Source organism: Nostoc sp., from assembly GCF_036919555.1.
Taxonomy (GTDB): domain Bacteria; phylum Cyanobacteriota; class Cyanobacteriia; order Cyanobacteriales; family Nostocaceae; genus Nostoc.
The window spans coordinates 1-18,768 of the sequence record NZ_JBALCS010000063.1 but is presented as its reverse complement, the minus strand read 5'-3'; the positions used below and the strand labels follow the sequence as shown (position 1 = coordinate 18,768).

General features: G+C 43.3%; 21 protein-coding genes and 1 pseudogene. 15 read left to right on the top strand and 7 right to left on the bottom strand.

Annotated features, from left to right (window positions below; genetic code table 11):
* The 6 genes and pseudogenes from V7K36_RS18150 to V7K36_RS18125 form a co-directional block, all read left to right on the top strand.
* Positions 1-221: hypothetical protein (locus V7K36_RS18150; RefSeq protein ID WP_335117971.1), on the top strand; the 221-nt coding region annotated here is incomplete at its 5' end.
* Positions 122-676 carry a filamentous hemagglutinin N-terminal domain-containing protein gene (locus V7K36_RS18145; protein ID WP_335117973.1) on the top strand — a complete coding sequence of 185 codons (555 nt, stop codon included), beginning with the start codon at positions 122-124 and terminating at the stop codon, positions 674-676. The genes V7K36_RS18150 and V7K36_RS18145, both read left to right, overlap by 100 nt.
* Positions 673-2,244 (top strand): hypothetical protein, encoded by a 1,572-nt coding sequence (locus tag V7K36_RS18140; RefSeq protein WP_335117969.1) that lies wholly within the window; start codon positions 673-675, stop codon positions 2,242-2,244. The genes V7K36_RS18145 and V7K36_RS18140 overlap by 4 nt, the downstream gene beginning before the upstream one ends.
* 50 nt (positions 2,245-2,294) lie before the next feature.
* Positions 2,295-2,435: a hypothetical protein gene (locus tag V7K36_RS18135; RefSeq protein ID WP_335117967.1), complete on the top strand. Its 141-nt coding sequence runs from the start codon at positions 2,295-2,297 to the stop codon at positions 2,433-2,435.
* Entirely contained in the window at positions 2,423-3,085 is a 663-nt protein-coding gene (locus tag V7K36_RS18130; protein ID WP_335117965.1) for a tetratricopeptide repeat protein, read from the top strand. Before V7K36_RS18135 ends, V7K36_RS18130 begins: the two co-directional genes overlap by 13 nt.
* Positions 3,067-3,420 (top strand): annotated as a pseudogene (locus V7K36_RS18125) (CHAT domain-containing protein); the annotation flags it as partial. The gene V7K36_RS18130 and the pseudogene V7K36_RS18125, both read left to right, overlap by 19 nt.
* Positions 3,421-3,504: 84 nt before the next feature.
* Here V7K36_RS18125 and V7K36_RS18120 read toward each other — a convergent pair.
* The 3 genes from V7K36_RS18120 to V7K36_RS18110 form a co-directional block, all read right to left on the bottom strand.
* On the bottom strand, positions 3,505-3,648 hold the full coding sequence (locus tag V7K36_RS18120; protein WP_335117963.1) for a hypothetical protein: 144 nt from the start codon (positions 3,646-3,648) through the stop codon (positions 3,505-3,507).
* A gap of 154 nt (positions 3,649-3,802) precedes the next feature.
* The gene (gene rpsU / locus V7K36_RS18115; RefSeq protein ID WP_094333031.1) at positions 3,803-3,994 is read right to left on the bottom strand and encodes a 30S ribosomal protein S21; all 192 of its coding nucleotides are present in this window, start codon (positions 3,992-3,994) and stop codon (positions 3,803-3,805) included.
* 131 nt (positions 3,995-4,125) lie between these two features.
* Complete coding sequence (locus tag V7K36_RS18110; protein ID WP_334832914.1) at positions 4,126-4,449, bottom strand: RNA recognition motif domain-containing protein; 324 nt, start codon at positions 4,447-4,449, stop codon at positions 4,126-4,128.
* Between the two features lie 369 nt (positions 4,450-4,818).
* Between V7K36_RS18110 and V7K36_RS18105 the strand changes: the two genes are divergently transcribed.
* Complete coding sequence (locus tag V7K36_RS18105; RefSeq protein WP_334832918.1) at positions 4,819-6,213, top strand: TldD/PmbA family protein; 1,395 nt, start codon at positions 4,819-4,821, stop codon at positions 6,211-6,213.
* Between the two features lie 139 nt (positions 6,214-6,352).
* On the opposite strand, the gene V7K36_RS18100 is transcribed toward V7K36_RS18105, so the two are convergent.
* Positions 6,353-7,243, bottom strand: coding sequence for a hypothetical protein (locus V7K36_RS18100; RefSeq protein ID WP_335117961.1), 891 nt, complete (start codon positions 7,241-7,243; stop codon positions 6,353-6,355).
* A 270-nt stretch (positions 7,244-7,513) separates the two neighbouring features.
* Here V7K36_RS18100 and V7K36_RS18095 point away from each other — a divergent pair, with 270 nt between their 5' ends.
* The gene (locus V7K36_RS18095) at positions 7,514-8,044 is read left to right on the top strand and encodes a pentapeptide repeat-containing protein (protein ID WP_335117959.1); all 531 of its coding nucleotides are present in this window, start codon (positions 7,514-7,516) and stop codon (positions 8,042-8,044) included.
* A gap of 379 nt (positions 8,045-8,423) precedes the next feature.
* On the opposite strand, the gene V7K36_RS18090 is transcribed toward V7K36_RS18095, so the two are convergent.
* Entirely contained in the window at positions 8,424-9,086 is a 663-nt protein-coding gene (locus tag V7K36_RS18090) for a HEAT repeat domain-containing protein (protein ID WP_334942577.1), read from the bottom strand.
* A gap of 172 nt (positions 9,087-9,258) precedes the next feature.
* On the opposite strand from V7K36_RS18090, the gene V7K36_RS18085 reads away from it, so the two are divergent.
* From V7K36_RS18085 to V7K36_RS18055, 7 genes are all read left to right on the top strand, one after another.
* Entirely contained in the window at positions 9,259-9,840 is a 582-nt protein-coding gene (locus V7K36_RS18085; protein WP_335117957.1) for a phycobilisome protein, read from the top strand.
* 359 nt (positions 9,841-10,199) lie between these two features.
* Entirely contained in the window at positions 10,200-11,063 is an 864-nt protein-coding gene (locus V7K36_RS18080; RefSeq protein ID WP_335117955.1) for a phycobilisome linker polypeptide, read from the top strand.
* 292 nt (positions 11,064-11,355) lie between these two features.
* Positions 11,356-12,114 (top strand): phycobilisome rod-core linker polypeptide, encoded by a 759-nt coding sequence (locus V7K36_RS18075; RefSeq protein ID WP_335117953.1) that lies wholly within the window; start codon positions 11,356-11,358, stop codon positions 12,112-12,114.
* Positions 12,115-12,318: 204 nt separating this feature from the next.
* Entirely contained in the window at positions 12,319-12,855 is a 537-nt protein-coding gene (locus V7K36_RS18070) for a phycobiliprotein lyase (protein ID WP_335117951.1), read from the top strand.
* Positions 12,856-12,939: 84 nt separating this feature from the next.
* Positions 12,940-13,569: a chromophore lyase CpcT/CpeT gene (locus V7K36_RS18065; RefSeq protein WP_335117947.1), complete on the top strand. Its 630-nt coding sequence runs from the start codon at positions 12,940-12,942 to the stop codon at positions 13,567-13,569.
* Entirely contained in the window at positions 13,563-13,901 is a 339-nt protein-coding gene (locus tag V7K36_RS18060) for a CpeR family transcriptional regulator (RefSeq protein ID WP_335117945.1), read from the top strand. The genes V7K36_RS18065 and V7K36_RS18060 overlap by 7 nt, the downstream gene beginning before the upstream one ends.
* 460 nt (positions 13,902-14,361) lie before the next feature.
* Positions 14,362-15,369, top strand: coding sequence for a phycobilisome rod-core linker polypeptide (locus tag V7K36_RS18055; RefSeq protein WP_335117943.1), 1,008 nt, complete (start codon positions 14,362-14,364; stop codon positions 15,367-15,369).
* A gap of 218 nt (positions 15,370-15,587) precedes the next feature.
* On the opposite strand, the gene V7K36_RS18050 is transcribed toward V7K36_RS18055, so the two are convergent.
* A complete protein-coding gene (locus tag V7K36_RS18050) occupies positions 15,588-16,943 on the bottom strand; it encodes a (Fe-S)-binding protein (protein ID WP_335117940.1) in 1,356 nt (451 codons plus the stop codon).
* A 108-nt stretch (positions 16,944-17,051) separates the two neighbouring features.
* Complete coding sequence (locus V7K36_RS18045) at positions 17,052-18,401, bottom strand: FAD-binding oxidoreductase (RefSeq protein WP_335117938.1); 1,350 nt, start codon at positions 18,399-18,401, stop codon at positions 17,052-17,054.
* Between the last annotated feature and the right edge of the window lie 367 nt (positions 18,402-18,768).

The window sequence follows — 18,768 nt, the reverse complement described above, 5'->3', positions numbered from 1 at the left end:
AAATACAAGACCAATTTTTTTCTAATAGTATAGCTTGTATTGATTGCCTCATGAGGCTTCTAGCGATCGCCCTCCCGGAAAGTGACAGAAGAGGGCTATTGACCGGATTAATGGGGGAGCAATTCAAGGAAGTAACCTATTCCACAGTTTCAAAGAATTTAATGTTGGTGAAGGAGCAAAAGCCTATTTTACAAATCCAGGAGAAATTACGAATATTTTGACTAGGGTAACAGGAGGTAATGCCTCGAATATTCTGGCAACTTTGGGGGTTTTGGGTCCAGCGAACCTATTTTTGATTAATCCTAATGGAATTATCTTTGGCCCCAATGCCCATTTGGATATGGGAGGTTCCTTTGTAGCTTCTACCGCAAATAGCCTAGTGTTTGATAATGGGTTAGAGTTTAGCGCCACAAACCCGCTTTCCCCGCCACTGCTCACAGTGAATATTCCTGTAGGATTGCGCCTGAGAGAGAATTCAGCGAGCATTGTCAATCAATCATCTGCTGTTCTTTACTTACCGCAAACAAACACTTTGGCGCTGGTAGGTGGAAATGTCATCCTTATACCAGTACCAAAAAAGGTTCAGGTGATGCAGGCGCGATCAGCATTACTGCCACTGACAAGGTACTCTTTGATGGAGAGTCTACTAAAGGCAATTATCGCACTGCTGCATTGAGTCAAGTTGTTGACGGAGCAAATGGTAAATCTGGCGGGATCGTGATTAACACCCCGATCTTAGAGGTGACGAATGGTGCATTTCTGGATGCCAGTACCAAAAGTTCAGGTGATGCAGGCGCAATCCGCATTACTGCCACTGATAAGGTAATCTTTGATGGCAAATCGAGAACAGGTTATCTCAGTGCTGCAACTAGCCAAGTGACAGATACTGCTACGGGCAATTCAGCAGGGATTGAAATCTATGCTCCGATCGTGAGAGTTACCAATGGTGCACAAATAAATACTAATACTTTAGGGAAGGGCAATTCCGGCTCGATTCGAGTCACAGCTACTGATAGCGTAGTTGTTGATGGTACATCTCGCGATCGCTATAGGTATGAGTCTGCGATCGCCAGTGAAGTTGGGACTGGCGCCACCGGAGCCTCCGAAGGGATTACAATCAACGCTCCTCGCTTGCAAATCAGTAATGCGGCTATTGTCAGCGCCAATAGTAAGGGAAATGGCAATGCTGGTAATATTTATGTCACATCTGACACTATTGAACTCTCCAGCGCCGGAAAAATCCGCACTAACACTTCAGCTAGTTCCAAAGCAGGCGATATCATACTGAACGCGCAAAACCGCCTTAGTCTAACTGATTTGGGGACAGCAGTCTTAGCTGAAACTGAAAACACTTCTACCAGTAATGGCGGTAATATCTCCGTGATTGGCTCCCCTAAAAATGTTCTGATTCAAAATGGTGCTGAACTTTCTGTGAATAGCAAGGGAAGCGGTACAGGAGGCTATATATCTCTGCAAGCCAATTCTCTGACTTTGGATCAGGGAACGATCTCAGCCGAAACCGCCAAAGAAACAGGCGGCAATATCACGCTAAAGGTAGCAGATTTATTCCAGATGCGAAACGAGAGCAAAATTACTACCAGTGCAGGCATTGAAAGCCAACCAGGGGCAATTGGTGCTGGCGGGAACATTGGCATTAACACCGAATTTCTAATTGCATCACCCTCAAAACCAAAGGGTAGTGATATAATCACCAATGCAACTTATGGTAACGGTGGTCGTGTTGATATTACAGCTATTGGGACCTTTGGGATTGAATTTCGGGACAAGCCCAGGGATTTGTTAAATGACATCACTGCTAGTTCAGAGTTTGGTGGCAATCCGGGAGTGGTAAACATCAATCAACAGGTTGATCCTAGCCGGAATTTAGTGAGATTACCTGCAAATGTCGTCGATCCGAATGACCAAATCGCCCAAAATCCCTGTAGTAAAGGTGTTGGTAGTGAATTCACGATCACAGGACGTGGGGGGCTGCCTCCTAGTCCCAACGAAGACTTAACCCAAGAAGCTACTCAGGTTGGTTTAGTTGAACCAGTCTCAACCGTCAGTAATCTCAAACCAGCGCCGAAAACCTCCTATTCCCCATCCCAAATCCCCAGCCGGATTGTACCGGCTCAAGGATGGGTATTCAATAATAAAGGTGAAGTAGTTCTTACCGCCTACAATCCCAACATCACTGGAACCCATCGCCTACCTAAAAATTTAGGTAGTTGTCCTGCACGATGAGACGCAGAAAAAAGGTATTTTCGTGAATTGCTTGACAGAATAAATAAAATATGGCTAAAAAAAGCAGAGATGGCGATGTCTACGACGGGCTACGCCTACGCTCAAAGGAAGATTTTTCTCACAAATTAGCCGTTATAAACAGAGTGATTTCATCCTCAAGAGACTCGATAGTAATCAAGTGCGATCGCTAATTTTAGCAGTTCTGTTATTTTTCTTGTCTGTGGGAGGAGTGCTGGTTACTACTCAAGTTTGGGCATCAACTGCGATCGTCCAAACTCAACAAGAGCCTTTACAGTTGGTAGAACAAGGCAAATCGCTTTACCAAAACAGACAATTTGAGTCAGATCTAAGAGTTTGGTCACAGGCTGCTACGGCTTTGGCGGCGCGAGAGGATAAACTCAACCAAGCAATGGCATTGAGTAATCTTGCCCTGACAGCTCAACAACTCGGTAGGTGGGAGCAAGCCAAAAAAGCGATCGCTACCAGTTTAAATATCCTCCAAACACAGCCCAAAACACCAGAGCGATCGCAAATCCTCGGTTCCACATTGGACATCCAAGGACAGTTGCAACTAGCAGTGGGAGAATCAGAAACAGCCCTAGCAACTTGGCAACAGGCGGCTGAAATTTATCAAAATCTCGGCAATCAAAATGCTGTAACTAAAAACCAGATTAACCAAACTCAAGCTATGCAAGACTTGGGTCTTTACCCAATGGCTTGCAAGACTTTACTAAAAACTTTAGAGCTTGATCATCAAAACTGCCAAATCACAAAAGAAGAACTGCAAACCTTAAAAAAACGATTTGTCAACAAGGGAAATTCCTCAATGTTAAAGAATTAGACCAATTATTGCAAACACGCGATCGCCCAGATCGAAGTCCTTTAGAATTGTTAATTTTGAGTGCTTGCCAAACCGCCGCAGGTGATAATCGAGCGGTTCTGGGACTAGCAGGGGTGGCGGTGCGTTCGGGGGCACGTAGTACATTAGGAACCCTTTGGTCAGTAGAAGATGAATCTACAGTTGAGCTGATGAACAAGTTCTATTCAGAATTGAGCCAACCTGGAGTAACTAAAGCTGAGGCACTTCGCCAAGCTCAGTTGTTGCTGTTGCGATCGCCAAATTATCGTTATCCTTACTACTGGGCACCATTTGTCTTAGTAGGTAATTGGTTGTAAACTTCTGTATCTTGGGAATTGAGCATAAATAATTATATAGATTACCTAAGGGGAAATTATCCTCAAGCAAAAAGCGCTTATGCTTTACTGGGTATAAATCAAATTGCAAAGGGTCTTGCGATCGCACAGCATATCGCTTTGCGACTCAGCCAAATGTAGTAAATTCAGCCTAGCGATCGCCACCCCAGAAGTAAGGATAACAAGTTTTTTGTCAGTTGGGGGACACACCCTTATTTAAATTGCCCATCTTATAATTAGTAATGGCTTTGCCAAAACCTACCCTTTAGATTCACATGCATGGAGTATAGCGATCGCCTCTTTGACGGCTAAGAATTTAATGAGAGAGTGCGATCGCGTGGCTTACCGTAGGTATCGCTTGTTGTCAATTACGACGGAAATTTCTCTTACGTTGCTTGTGTCTTGCGACTTCTTTGCGCTTGTGTTTTTCCAAAGGCGTTTCAAAGTGACGATGCTTTCTCATGTCTGGAAAAATACCTGCTTTGGAAACTTCCCTCTTAAACCGACGTAAGGCTGACTCAATTCCTTCATTTTCGCCCACAAATACTTGGGTCATTTTCATCTCCTACTTAATTGGTACTGGGCAATTTTAGGCCATCCAGTATACCGGAGTGCAAAAAGGGCAGATAATGATTCTGCCCTTAAGACGTTAAAACTGAATTTTTTATCTTAAAGCTTAGTTAAAGCTTAGTAGCGTCCTCGGGAGTATCCTCCACCACCACCACCACTGTTGCCGCGACGGTCTCCACCAAAGGAACCACCTCTATCTTCCTTCGGTTTAGCCTTATTGACTTTGAGATCGCGTCCCATCCACTCAGCACCATCAAGAGCTTCAATGGCAGCTGTTTCTTCGGCTTCTGTTCCCATCTCTACAAAAGCAAAGCCGCGTGGACGTCCGGTTTCACGGTCAGTAGGTAACTGAACACGTTTTACAGAACCATGTTCGGCAAAAACAGAAGTGAGGTCTTCTTGTGTGACCTCGTAGGATAGATTACCTACATAAATTGACATGCATTATCTCCAAAATCATAGGTGTGTAGAGATTTAGATTTCGGAGACAAGCTTGTTAAGACCAAAAGGGAAAAGCCTGTCAATACTAAAAACAAACACTGTAACCGAATTTTATTCTCACTTAATTACCTTAGCACATCATTCAGTTCTTACCCACCGTAAAAAAGGAAGTACTAACAGTTAGAGTGCTACGCGCAAGATTGGGTATTGGGCATGGGGCATTGGGCATTGGGAATTTATTTTTTCTTCCCCTGCTCCCCTTGTCCCTTTGTCCCCTCATCTCCCTCATGGGCGAACTCGTGGTTGAGTAGCATAAATTCCCCAAATAATTGCAAAATAAATGCAATTCGTCATTGTTATTACTTGGAAATGCCGACTACACTTGCTGACGCCCAAAATTTACTTTCTGATTTGATTGCCCGCTACTCAGAGCGTGTAGATTATTTGATGATTCGCCTTGAAGAGGCAGAAGGGACTGATATCTTGTTGCGTGGCGACAAGGTAGAAACACTGAGTGAAGGGATCTCCATTGGTGGACATATTCGCGCTTGTTATAAAGGTGGATGGGGGTTAAGCTGCTTTAATCAACTGGCGACAATCAAAGATCGGATAGAAGAAGCGATCGCTGCGGCGCGGATGGTTGGTGATGAAGAAACTTTACTTGCACCCATTGACCCGATGCAAGCAGTATGCATTCTACCCCTAAAAGGCACTGATCCCCGAAAAATCCCCCTCTCGAAGAAAAAACAATTGTGCGATCGCTATGCCCAATTGCTCAAAAGCGTTGATCACCGGATTACCACTACCTCGGTGCGTTACGGTGACAGCGCCCAAAAAGTGATCATCGCTACCTCAGAAGGGACTTTGATCGAGCAATCTTGGGTGGATATGGAAATGCGCTTTGCCGCCACCGCCAGAAATGGCGAAACCGTACAAACTGGACGGGAAACTACTGGCTCTCGCAAAGGTTACGAAGATTTAACTGATTTGGATGAACAGGTTAAAGGTGCAGCCCAAAGAGCGATCGCCGCTTTATCTCTGCCATCGGTCAAAGGCAATACTTACACCGTAGTAATTGACCCAATTCTGACGGGTTTATTTGTTCACGAAGCCTTCGGACATCTTTCTGAGGCCGATATGGCTTACGAAAACCCCGATCTGCTGGAAGTCATGACCATTGGCCGGCGCTTTGGCCCAGAAGAACTGCAAATTTTTGATGGTGCAGCCCCAGAGGGACATCGCGGCAGCTATTTTTACGACGATGAAGGCACGCCTGCCACTACTACTCAACTAATTAAAGATGGAGTTTTAGTTGGACGTTTACATTCTCGTGAAACGGCTGGCAAATTGGAGGAAGCGCCTACAGGTAACGCACGCTGTCTCAACTATCATTTTACTCCGATTGTGCGGATGACAAATACCTGGATTGAACGGGGTAAAACACCAGTCGAAGACTTATTCACCGATATCAAAGAAGGAGTTTATGCCCGTAATTGGTTGGGTGGGATGACAAATGGGGAAATGTTCACCTTTAGTGCTGGGGAAGCGTGGATGATTAGAAACGGCAAAATTGCTGAACCTGTGCGGGATGTAACGCTTTCGGGAAATGTATTCCAAACTTTAGCGGATATTGAGGCACTTGGTGATGATTTTTACTGGGATGAATCCGGCGGTTGTGGTAAGGGAGGGCAAAACGGCTTGTCAGTGGGTTGTGGTGGCCCTAGTCTGCGAATTCGAGATGTAGTGGTTGGTGGGGAAACGTGAACTATCCGCCGCTATAACCCAAAATACTGGGTATAGCGGCGGGCACAACATTGTTGTGCCCTGACAATAATCTGTACAGAGGCGCTTGTTGCAATCTGCTGTATTTCTTGAAAATCCCTTACGGCAATTAGTAAAAAAATCAATTTGCTAGCCAGAAAGCGACGTTACGCACATAGATTTTGATATCTTCTAAGGCGCATGGCTGTTTTTTCATGCCATCTCCTGGTGGCTCATCCACAAAAGTGGGACAGCCTTTGTTAATATCCCAGTTGTAATCGACTAAATGATGGAAGCTGGAGTTCGCTATTGCTCGTCCTAGTATATTCCCCTGTTTATCTTGATGATGCTCGATCGCTACAACCAAATTGAAGTTACGACCTGTAACTAAACTTTTACCCAGAGCAATTACCCGCGTGTTTGCATTGCCTGGAGGCACGCCAATACCGCCTTCGTGCGGATGTGCTGGGAAAAATTCGATACTTCCCGAAGGTGAATTGGGATTTTTTAAAAGTTCGTGAATGGGTTCAACAATGGTAATTTTTTGATAATCGCCGTTAGCTCCAGAATGATAGTTAGGCCAGGAAATATAAGTTGTGTATGAGTCATCTCGGCTCCAGCGAGATTCATCGGGATCGGGATTTTTGGTGTTGAAATAGTGGACATCACCAATGTCAACTAAACCACACATGGAACAGCCCATATCCTGATGATCGCGTGTTGTCAAAATACCACCGCCGCGTAGCCGAAAAGCATTAATTCCAGCAATGTCTTTTTCGGTTAAACCGTTATTTACCTCTAAGCCAAATAGCCAAAGTTGATCAAAATCTGATTTGTCGAGACTACTTAAAACTGAGTCGCCACCGACTGCATCTGATTCGTAATCGCGTCCCGTAACTTCAAATAAGGAGTTTCCGGCTTCGTCTTTAATCGATGCTAAGTAATCTTGTAACATCGAGAAACGAAAAATGCTCCAGTCATTTTCAGTCGTAGGAATCGTAGTCTGCAAAAGAATACGAATTGGTTTTGCCATAACCTCTGCCAGACGAACACCATTATTGAGTATAGCGATCGCTTTGCACTAATGCTGAAGTTTTTAAATTCCTCAACATCCCTCTCAAGTATGAAAGTAACTCACAACTCTAGGTAGTAGCGCCATTAGTTAAGGATAGTTAATCTAGAGAAATATGATTAGATGTTCACTCTAGTTTGATTCACCACATCAATCCCCCGTAGCGCGTGCTGGGGATTTAATACCTGTATGGATAGCCTCAATTAAACGTTCCTTAGCGCAGCGACAGATATGAAAGCAGATCAACTTCTGAAAAACTATGCCGCAGGTGTCAGAGATTTTACTGGTGTCAACTTGAGCGAGGCAAACTTAAGGGAAGCCAATCTCAGTGGCGTAATTTTAGATAGAGCAATCTTAGATGGAGCTAATCTGAGTCACGCTAATTTAGCCCAAGCCAGTTTGATTGAGACAGACTTAAATGGAGCAGATTTGAGCAATGCTAACCTCACTGGTAGCAACTTAAGCGGCGCTATTTTGGATGGAGCGATCTTGGATGGAGCAGTAATGGAAGGAGCTAATTTGAATCACGCTGACTTGACGGTTGCGAAACTGATTGAAACTAACTTGAGTGACGCGGATTTGCACGAGGCCAGCTTGATAGCGGCGAATCTAGATGGAGCCGATTTGACTGGTGCAGACTTAACTGTAGCCGACTTGTCCCAAGCAAATCTCACTCAAGCAGATTTGAACCAGACAAATTTGAACGGAGCAAATTTGGATGGAGCCAATATAGAAGGAACAATCCTAGATGAGAATGTATGACATCTCCCGCCGCTAAGGAACGTGGATTAAATAAAATGCAAAACTTCATCCTGTCTCACGATCCCTCTCCTTCACCCGTGATTACTATCCCATTCCAAAACTATACCTACCAAGCCTTTTGCTTATTTTTAAGTAAGTTGTAGTTTTGTTGAGAAAGATCCGGGTAATGGATAGCCGCCGGCGGGGAACTCGTTGCCCCCTCTGGGGATTAGGGGCAGGGAGAGAAAACGCAGCTTTGGCGGGGTGGGGTTCTTTGGGTTTAATAAGTAATGAAGCCGACATGATATAACCGGATATTTTTGTCAAATTTAAGGTATAATCATCTGTTGGCTATTGGTCAAATGTGTTTTCTCACAATATTCAGAACAAATCCACACCGCTATTGTGGCAACAAGTCTTCTAAAGCAGCTCCAACAACTCGGTGATCCTCATCTTGTCTGAGTTGGTTTAGGGCTGCTTTGGCTTCCGGCTCGTCAAATCGTTTCAGGGCATAACTAACTCGCACACGCATCCGCCAAGATTCAACATTCACCAGCGTTAGTATTTGGGATAATGCCGCACGATGTTGGCTAGAATCAGCTAGTAAGCCGAGTGCATCAACAGAGGATTCCTGAACTGTGAAATCTTCATCTTTTAAACCCTGAACGCAGATATCAAATAGTTCTTCAGGGCAATCCATTTCGGCGATCGCGGCCAAAATACTCCGCCGCACTAGCCAGTGATCATCCTGATAAAATGCCAGAACTAGATGAGAAACTGCGATTCTGCCAAATAGCGATAAAGAATTTGCTGCCTCAGCTCGCACGTTGGGGGTATCGTCAAATTTCATAATTTGCATCAAAGCAGCAAAGGATTCTGCTGATTGTTGATTACCCAAACCCCTGGCCACAAAAGAACGCACCAAAAATTCTGAGTCATGAAGTTTACTCGTCAGCAGAGGAACTGCAACTTCTGATTCATAATTATCGAGGGCAGCGATCGCCTTCAAACGATAATGAAAATCTGGATTCTTCAGTTCAGCTTGGATTTTATGGATTTCCATAGGTGCATTTGGTACAGCTATTCTTTACTTTATTTTACAGATGTCACCAAATGGCGATCACATTCTAGGAAGATTGAATCACGGGTATGGGCATTGGGAAAAAGGAGGCAGTAGGCAGGAGAGGAGTTCTTTAATTTTGAATGCGTGAATTTTGAATTTGGAGCGAAGTGACGTGACTCAATTAAGCGAAACCGTTAAAGAATTAATAGCCAAAGCTAGAATTGTCAGCTTTGCTGAATGGGAACAGTCCCATCCAAAAGCAGCAATCGCCATCTTCCAAGCTGCGGACAATGATATTCGGTATCTGAGCGACGAAGATTTATTGCAGATTATAACCTTGTCACCTGAGAATTGCGCCTTGATTCCTGTTGCTGTGTTGTTACGCGATCGCGCCGCCGAAATTGTTGATGAAGCTAGGGAGCAGGTTTTAGTGACTTATCCTGAAATTATCCAGCCTGGAGGCGGTCTTTATCCACCTGAACGCGCCCAAGCTTGCTGGCGAGATTTCTGGCATTTTCTCCGTTGTATTACTTATGGCATAGCAGGTAGACATACTGAGTATACGAATCCCACAGGACTGCACTATATGAACTTGCTTTATCAGGAATTACAAGTTCCATTGGATGCAATGGTCTTAGGCTTAAAAAGCATCAAGGCTGCTAGTTTGAAACGCTGCCAAACTAATCAAGAGGAAACTCTTGCTCCCTATTTTGATCATTTAATCAGCCAACTGGCTACTTTCCAAATTCGCTAGTACCCAAGAATGAGTGCTGAGTAAAACATCAGATTACCCACTCAGGACTCAGCACGATTAATACTCTTGGTCAAGCGAATATCACCATACCATCGCCTGTATCCCAATCACCAATCCAATACTAAAAAAAAGCTGAAATTTTTTGAAAGTATTATTTAACTTAACAAATTTTAATATAGATGGTTTCGGCATCGTATCAGAATATGTAAGGAGAAATGATGCAAAAACTTAAAATCATCAAGACTATTAAGAATTTAAAGTCTCTATGGCCTCTTCTTTATTAGAATGATGTAAAGTTTGTTAACATCTACGGAATATCCTTCTCATAAAATTTAATTGTTAACTGGGAGATAGTTTGAATGGCTTTTGGACCAGCATCACGATTAGGGGTCGCTCTGTTTGAAGATACCGATCCCATAGATCTGTGGCCAAGTCGCTCTAATGAGGAAGTTGAAACCGTAATTAGAACTGTCTACAAGCAAGTTCTAGGCAATGCTTATGTGATGGAGAGTGAGCGGCTTTCCGTTCCTGAATCCCAACTCAAACGGGATGAAATTAGGGTTCGTGAATTTGTGCGTCAAGTCGGGAAGTCGGAACTTTACCGCTCGCGGTTTTTTGATAGTGCTCCCCGCTATCGAGGGATTGAATTAAATTTCAGACATTTTCTTGGTCGTGCGCCATTGGATCTAGAAGAAACGCGGGCACATAGCACTATTCTGGATACAAAGGGCTTTGAAGCTGAAATTGATTCCTATGTAGACAGTGACGAATATCAACAGACCTTCGGGGAAAACATTGTGCCTTATATTCGGGGCTACAAAACCGAAGCTATCCAGAGTTTGGTTCAGTTTACCCACTTGTTCCAGCTGGTACGTGGCTCCTCTAGCAGCAGTCTGAAAGGTGACTTAGCTGGCAAACAACCAAAATTGAACAGTTTGCTAATTCAAAGCACGCCTACCGCCGTGATTTCACCAGCTAGCAAGGGTGCTGCATTCCGTAACCCGACATCTACTGCTCGCACCCGTCAAGGTGTGGGATCTGGTGACGATGGTAAGATATACCGGGTTGAAGTTACTGGCTACAAGGCAAATGTGGTAAATAATATTTCCAAGTTTCGCCGCAGTAACCAGGTCTTTTTCGTGCCATACAATCAGCTTTCACAAGAGTATCAACGGATTCACAAGCAGGGCGGTGCGATCGCCAGTATTACTCCTGTCAACTAAAAAATAGAAATTGGGGATTAAAGATTAGGAATTGGGAAATAATTTCCGCAGTACTCAGTGTCCAGTCTTTAATCCCCAGTGTTGATCATTTATCAAAACTTAACCTGCGGTTTGATCAATTCCGCCGTCAGTTGTTATATATGAAAGATATTTAACGCACTCTCACAAACTAAAGTTTTACAAAAGCTAGTCAGTAGCAAAGATAACTGACAACTGATGGGAAATTCTACGTTTAGAAGGGGTAGGATGCTCGGAAATTTCATTTAATTTACGTTTTTCAGGAGATACTTAAATGTCACTTTGGGCTATTGATTCACCTAATGTTGAACTGCGTCCAAACACCAGCGAAAGTGAATTACAAACACTGATTCGGGCAGTTTATAAACAGGTTTTGGGTAATGCTCACTTGTTGGAAAGTGAGCGACTAGCCACTGCGGAATCACAATTGCGCGATCGCAAAATCAGTGTCCGCGAATTCGTCAACACCGTTGCGAAATCAGAACTTTATCAATCCCTATTTTTCAACTCTTCTTCCCAGTATCGGTTCATTGAACTGAACTTCAAACATCTGCTAGGACGTCCTCCTGCTGATCAGGCAGAAATTTCCGAACACGTCCGCATCTACAACGAACAAGGCTATGATGCTGAAATCGAATCCTATATCGATAGCAGCGAATATCGGCAGAATTTTGGGGAGAATATTGTTCCTTATGTTCGCAGTACTAGCTCCCAAATAGGAATTAAGAATGTTAGCTTTAACCGCACATTTACCTTACTAAGAGGAGTAGCTAGCAGTGATAGCGGCAGCAAAGCCAAACTGATCAGCGATATCGGTTCAAATTTACCCACATCCATCAAGGCTCCCGTTGCTGGTTCTAGTGTAAGCAGTACCGACAAACGCTTCTTGATTAAGGTAGTCAAAGGTTCAGCGAATCTTCGTACTCGTCTAGGCAACCTCGAATATGTAGTTAACTACAATCAACTGTCTGGACAAGTGCAAAATATTCATCGGACGGGTGGCAAAATCGTTAGTATCACTGAAATTGCTTAAGTTGGGGAGTGGGGATAGAATAATAACTCCTAACTCGGTACTCAGCACTGTAGCCAAGATATATGGCAATCCTATTTGATTCTTGAATAACTAAACTGCCTATAAGCTTGACATACAAAGCTTTTCTTGTCAGTATACTGAGCAAGATTCAAGTAGGATTCCTACACCTTGGTTTGTAAGCTACTTTTTAAGATCACTTTTCTAATGGAAATTACTGAATTCTTTGAACTTTCAATTGGACGATGGCGATCGCAGCGTAGCGGCCATCATTTAGCATTCGCGCACTTTGAACAAGTACTGACTAACATTGACATTGAATCTCTATTCACCGATGATCCGGCAATACTAGCAATCTGTCAATTGTATGACACTGACCCCGCCAGTATCACCCATCCCTTTCGGATGACTTGGGAAGGTGAGTCAGACTGGGACGATAAACCAATCTCTGGTAGTACTGTGCTGGTGCCAATTCCCGATATCGAAAATCCTTCTAGAGGCAAACTCCTGCGGGACAAGGGATACGCCGAAACAATTCCAGCAGTGGCTAAATATCATCTGAGTGACGATGGTATTTTTACCCTGCTAACAGAGTATGAACTCGCTGCTGCTGAGGAGCGAATTTGGTTTGCTAACCCAAATCTGCGATTTCGGGTAGCGATGATTAAAACCAGTGATGGTAAAGGTGTGACAACAGCTTCCTTTTCTTCAGAGATTCGCTCTTTGTCAAGTTCAACCAGTTAGCAATATCACGTTAAAACATCAGAGGATTGTTAATTTTAAATTTTGAATTTTAAATTTTGAATTTTGAATTTGGAGCGAAGCGACGTGACGATAGCGCCCAATGAATCTAGCACCAACGCTAGTGATTTGCTCACCTTAGCCTCTTGGATGGCAGGAGATTTTAGCAACTACAAGCAATCTTTTGCAAATCCGCAACTTTACGCCCACATTCACATTTATTTTCGTCCTCTACCGGTTGAATTTTTTTCTGCCATCGGTTTTTATTCTGAACAAGCGTATGACCACGATTTATGGACACCCTATCGCCAGGGAATACATAAACTCGTCGATTGGGGCGATCGCATTTACATCGAAAATTACAGCTTGAAAGACCCTATGCTTTATGCAGGTGCTGCTCGTGAATTAGATATCCTCAAAACCATCACCCCAGAAAACATCGAACGGCGTTATCACTGTTCAATGGTTTTCCAGCGAGAAAATGAAATGTTTCGAGGCAGTGTGGAACCGGGCAATCAATGTCTGATTAAGCGCAATGGATGCCAGACATATCTTATTAGCGAAGTAGAAGTAACCGAGCGTACTTGGATAAGTCTAGATCAAGGTATGGATATTGAAACCCACGAGCAAAGATGGGGATCAACTGCTGGCCCATTGCGGTTTGAAAAACGGGTAAGTTTTGCTGATGAATTACGTGCGGTGAGCGCATTATGTTGATTCAGCTTGAATGTGTTAAAACCAAAATGTTACCTCCACTGGCTGAAAGAAAAATGCGCTGCTGGATTCGCAGTCGTCACTTGATTTGTTCGGGTAACTTTTTTATATTCGAGACATTAGAATATACGACGATTGAGAGATTCTCTGAATGTGTTGCTTCTTTAGGAGGAACAGTAATATCTGTTGATCCCGTTAATAAAATTTGGATGGGGGATCATCGCCAAGTTATTTTATATCAGGCGAAAGCTAGTTTACATACGCCTCATCATACTTTGAAACAATACTGGATAAAATACGGTGGTTTCTACACTAGATTTGATGAGCGTGCTTGAGAGTTACTGTCCTGCGGAAATCCTACTCACAGGTGTCTACACTCCAATTCAAAATTAAGTTTTGAATTTTTAATACTCCCTAAGGGGGTTGACGGCTAATTGTTAATGTTTAATTGCTAATTATTTACTATGATTAGCTATTACTTATTAACAGTTAGCCGTCTAAGTTTGTTAGAAAATGTAACTAAAACACTCCCCAAAACTTGATAAATTAATTCTGACTGGAAAGGGAATTAAAATTTGTTAGTGCTTATACGGTTTAACTACAAGGTTGCTCTAAAACAATTTGCTCAGAGCAAGTTGTCTGACCAAGCTTGATTTTGTACAGTTTCACAAAGAATTGGTATTAGCTATACCACGTAACCACTAACAAATACTTAGCTCTCATTACCTTTAAAAATATAGATTTCTAGCGAACGTCCTCAAAGCGATTAGTCACTCCTACCCACACTAACCAAGTATGCAGACCTTCTTAGACGAAGAAACCAGACGACGCCAATATCAAGCATTTCCCCAAACAGAACCCATCGAACTGTGGACTACTGCTTCAGCTGAAGACATTGAAATTGTAATTCGAGCAGTTTATCGGCAAGTGTTGGGTAATGCCTACATTATGGAAAGTGAGCGGCTCATTGTTCCAGAATCGCAACTCAAGCAAGGCATAATCGATGTTCGTGAGTTTGTGCGTCAGGTTGCCAAATCAGAGTTGTATCGCTCCAGATTTTTTGATAACGTTTACCGCTACCGGGCGATTGAACTGAACTTCAAGCACCTGCTGGGTCGCGCTCCCGATGATTACTCTGAGACGAAATATCACAGTAACATTCTAGATGAGAAGGGTTTTGAGGCGGATATTGATTCTTATCTTGATAGCGACGAGTATCTAGATGCCTTTGGGGATAACATAGTGCCATATTACCGGGGTTATAAAACTCAAACGGGCAAAAAGATATTGGAATTTACCAATATGCTGCAACTGCTGCGGAGCAATTCTAGCAGTGACAAAAATCTAGCATCGAATAATGAACCTCAGCTGGTGCGATCGCTAATTACCAACACTCCTTATGGTAGAGTGAAAACCACGGATGTTAGTGCATTACTTGCTGAAATATTCAAGCGAAAGCCAGAAACTGCTGCTCCAGTTAATCAGTTTATTGCACCTCAGACATCAGCTGAACAAGGCTTGCAGCAAAAGATTAAAGAGCAAGAAAGCCAGATTGCAACTTTGCAACAACAATTAGCAGACTTAAGACCATTTGCCAGCATCGGTACAACAAAATTCAGTAGTAGTTGGCAGTCTTCCAGTTCCGTAACCAGCACAGGCGAATATACATCTTTGCAACAGCAAGCTGACGCGCAAGCAAAACAGATTGCAGGTTTGCAAGAGCAAATTGCTGATGCTCGACGGTATGCCACAATTGGGGAAGCCCGGTTGAATAAGTGGCGCAGTCGCGTTTTTAATGGCTAATTTCTCTACTGTTTAGTTTTGTAGGGTGCGTTACGCCAAAGGCTAACGCACCGCTTTTGCAAAAGTTAAAAACGTGCGATCGCCTGAGATAATTCTAGAAGGTGCTTTACTTGATATCGTCTAATGTCCGCCTAATTAGCTGAATCAAAAGACCTCTCCCTGCCTTGAACTTTACTTTAAGGCAGGGAGAGGTTTGTCGAACTCACGTTAATTAATATCTACAATTCCAACTTTTCACCCCGAATCGAATAGTCTAACAACTCCATCGGGTGAATAACTGAAATTTTCTTACCTTGCAACTGCAAATGCTTCGTAATTTGCAAAGTACACCCCGGATTGGCAGAAGCAATTAACTCAGCCCCAGTATTCAACAAATTCTGTACTTTTTGCTGACCCAATTCTTCAGAAACTTCCGGTTGCAGCATATTATAAACCCCAGCGCTGCCACAACACAAAGCTGCATCTATTGGTTCTCTCAACTTCACGCCGGGAATTTGTCGCAACACCTGACGCGGTTGCACGCTAATCTTTTGTCCATGCAATAAATGACAAGCATCTTGATAAACTAAATTCAAGGGTTTATCAGTCAGTGGCGAAAGTTTTGCTGTTAACCCAACAGTTGCCAAAAACTCTTGAGCATCTTTAACTTGAGCCGCAAAACCCTTCGCTTTTTCCCGATATTCTGGGTCATCTTCTAAAATGTGACCGTATTCCTTCAAAGTATGACCACAACCAGCAGCATTGATAATCACAAAATCTACATCAGTATTAGCAAAACTATCAATCATCTGCCTTGCTAAAGCTTTTGCCTGTTCTGCTTGTCCTTGGTGTTCGGGAAGCGCCGCACAACAACCTTGAGATTTCGGAATCACAACTTCACAACCATTCGCTGTTAAAACCCGCACCGTTGCTTCATTCACTGAGGAGAAAAACAGCCGTTGTACGCAACCTAAAATTACCCCGACTCGATACCGCTTCTCACCTTGGGCGGGAATAACAGTAGGGAAATTATCTTGAAAAGATTTGAGAGTAATTTCTGGCAGAATTGATTCCATTGCTGCCAAACGGGGCGATATTTTATTGAGTAAACCCGTAGCGCGGAATAATTTAGCAAACCCCAACTTTTGATAAACCAATAACGGAACTAATAAAATCCGTAAAAGTTTAGGATAAGGAAACAGAGAAAATATCAATTGACGAAAAAATTGGTCTGGTAAACTGCGGGGATAATTTCGTTCAACTTGGTGACGAGTTGCAGAAATCAACTTGTCATACTGCACACCAGAAGGACAAGTACTCACACAAGCAAGACATCCCAAACAAGAATCAAAATGTTCTACTGTTGCCGTATTGAGGGCAATTTCACCCTGATTAATCGCATCCATTAAATAGATACGTCCTCTAGGAGAATCCATCTCCTTCCCAAGCACCCGATAACTAGGACAAGTTGAGAGACAAAACCCACAATGTACACAACTATCAATCAACTTCGGATCAGGTGGATGATTCTCATCAAACCCTTTCAAATTCTTTAAACTAGCCGTATTATTAACAGAATTTTCTGAAACTTGCATAATTAATTCTTCTCCCCTCTTCCTTTGCGTCCTTGGCACGGCAGTTGCTTCAAGTCGAGAAACCGGCCCAACGCACTGCCTCGTCTTTGACGGTTCGTTTTCTTCAAACTAAATACCACCTACAAATCTACCAGGACTTAAAATATTCTTACTATCAAACTGTTCCTTAATGCGGCGCATCAACGGTAAAGCATTCCCCGTGTAGCCCCAGACATCTACTTCTTCTTTAACCGTTACTGGTGCTTCCAGAATTGTTAAAAAACCTCTATGAGCTTGAGTGCGTAGGCGCAGCCCGCCGTAGGCATCGCCTCCGGCAGAGCCTAGCTGATCGCGCAGTTTCAAAACCTGATTTTTATCCTCTAATTGTAACAAACCTAAACCACTACTTATATGAATTAAACCCAACTCTACCTGAGTCAAAATCTCCACGGCAGCAGTAGGTAACACTCCTATTTTGCAAGTAATTACAGATTCTGTGGCAGTAGTATGTATTCGTTTTTGCAATCTCTGCCATAGATTAGCTTCATCGCCATCTGCAAAAATTGCCCCAGCTAAATCTAACTTTTGTCCTACTTCCAAAACTCGATTTGACTGTTCCTTAACACTCTCACTAATGCTTTGAAAGCGGGCAATTAATCCCAGTCCTTGACCCAAACCTAAGCTGGACACCAGTTTAGCGGATAGTAAATCAGCCTGAACTGGTGTTAACGCTGAACCTCGAACGATATTAGCCGCTTGGGATACAGCCTCCGCACTACCAGTCAGTACCACCGTCCCTGATGCCTCTGGTAGCGGATATAGGCGAAAAGTTAGTTGACTAATAACTCCTAATGTGCCATAAGACCCAGTAAACAACTTCATCAAGTCATATCCGGCAACATTTTTAACTACTCTTCCCCCAGCTTTGGCGACTTGTCCATCAGCACGCAGAAAGGTAATACCTAGTAACTGGTCGCGCACACTACCATAACGTTGCCGCAGAGAACCTGTATCACCTGTGGCGACAATACCGCCAATGGTTGCCGACTCTGGGGCTGTGGGGTCAATGGCAAGAAATTGCCGTGACTTTGCTAAAAATGCTTGGAGATCAGAGAATTTCATCCCAGCTTCTACTGTGACAGTGAAATCCCCAACAGCGTGTTCAATCAGTTGGTTGATGCGTTCTGTGCTGACTACGACATCAACCCCCTTAGCTAAACCGCCCCAGCTGAGTTTACTGCCACTACCACAGGGGAGGACGCGCCAGTTGTTTGTGTGAGCTGTGGCGATGACAGCAGCTAGCTGTTCTTGGCTGCGGGGATAGACGATACAACTGGGAGGATTTCCAGAAGTTATAGCCTGTTGGATACGTTTTTGCTGACCTAGTTCGATATTTTCCCAAAGGCAAACAGCATTTTCTTCACCGACGATAGATGCAAAATAAGAAGCGTACACGCCTTGCGGCTTGTCGTTAGACATCGCTTTGATTCAGTTTATTTTTTACGCCCTATATCTAATTTACTGGCTAACCTGACCAAAAAAGCGGATTGTTAGCGTCAGTCATGAGAAAAAAGCCCAATTGTGGAGGGTTAGGAATTTAGACCAACAGTTAGCTGAAGGTTGCGATTGGCTACATGATTACTTTTTCACTCATCCTAAAGACTTAAAAACACTATAGGTGTGCCAAAATTAACCTAAGCTTTAACGTTTGAAACAGGATAATTTTTTCATCACCTCCAGGTGAATTAAAACACTAGTACAGTACGGCGTAAATAAACAGACCATATTAGTGGGAGAATAAATAATCAGGTTAAAACCAGTTTCGCAGAGCATATCAAGGAATCAG

Excerpts from the sequence above, each read along its gene's own strand:
- V7K36_RS18060 (WP_335117945.1), top strand. The coding sequence starts at position 13,563 with ATGTTGATTCAGCTTGAATGTGTTAAAACCAAAATGTTACCTCCACTG.
- V7K36_RS18055 (WP_335117943.1), top strand. The coding sequence starts at position 14,362 with ATGCAGACCTTCTTAGACGAAGAAACCAGACGACGCCAATATCAAGCA.
- rpsU (WP_094333031.1), bottom strand. The coding sequence starts at position 3,994 with ATGACCCAAGTATTTGTGGGCGAAAATGAAGGAATTGAGTCAGCCTTA.
- V7K36_RS18090 (WP_334942577.1), bottom strand. The coding sequence starts at position 9,086 with ATGGAAATCCATAAAATCCAAGCTGAACTGAAGAATCCAGATTTTCAT.
- V7K36_RS18050 (WP_335117940.1), bottom strand. The coding sequence starts at position 16,943 with ATGCAAGTTTCAGAAAATTCTGTTAATAATACGGCTAGTTTAAAGAAT.
- V7K36_RS18045 (WP_335117938.1), bottom strand. The coding sequence starts at position 18,401 with ATGTCTAACGACAAGCCGCAAGGCGTGTACGCTTCTTATTTTGCATCT.
- V7K36_RS18080 (WP_335117955.1), top strand. The coding sequence starts at position 10,200 with ATGGCTTTTGGACCAGCATCACGATTAGGGGTCGCTCTGTTTGAAGAT.
- V7K36_RS18135 (WP_335117967.1), top strand. The coding sequence starts at position 2,295 with ATGGCTAAAAAAAGCAGAGATGGCGATGTCTACGACGGGCTACGCCTA.
- V7K36_RS18095 (WP_335117959.1), top strand. The coding sequence starts at position 7,514 with ATGAAAGCAGATCAACTTCTGAAAAACTATGCCGCAGGTGTCAGAGAT.
- V7K36_RS18075 (WP_335117953.1), top strand. The coding sequence starts at position 11,356 with ATGTCACTTTGGGCTATTGATTCACCTAATGTTGAACTGCGTCCAAAC.
- V7K36_RS18110 (WP_334832914.1), bottom strand. The coding sequence starts at position 4,449 with ATGTCAATTTATGTAGGTAATCTATCCTACGAGGTCACACAAGAAGAC.
- V7K36_RS18100 (WP_335117961.1), bottom strand. The coding sequence starts at position 7,243 with ATGGCAAAACCAATTCGTATTCTTTTGCAGACTACGATTCCTACGACT.
- V7K36_RS18070 (WP_335117951.1), top strand. The coding sequence starts at position 12,319 with ATGGAAATTACTGAATTCTTTGAACTTTCAATTGGACGATGGCGATCG.
- V7K36_RS18105 (WP_334832918.1), top strand. The coding sequence starts at position 4,819 with ATGCCGACTACACTTGCTGACGCCCAAAATTTACTTTCTGATTTGATT.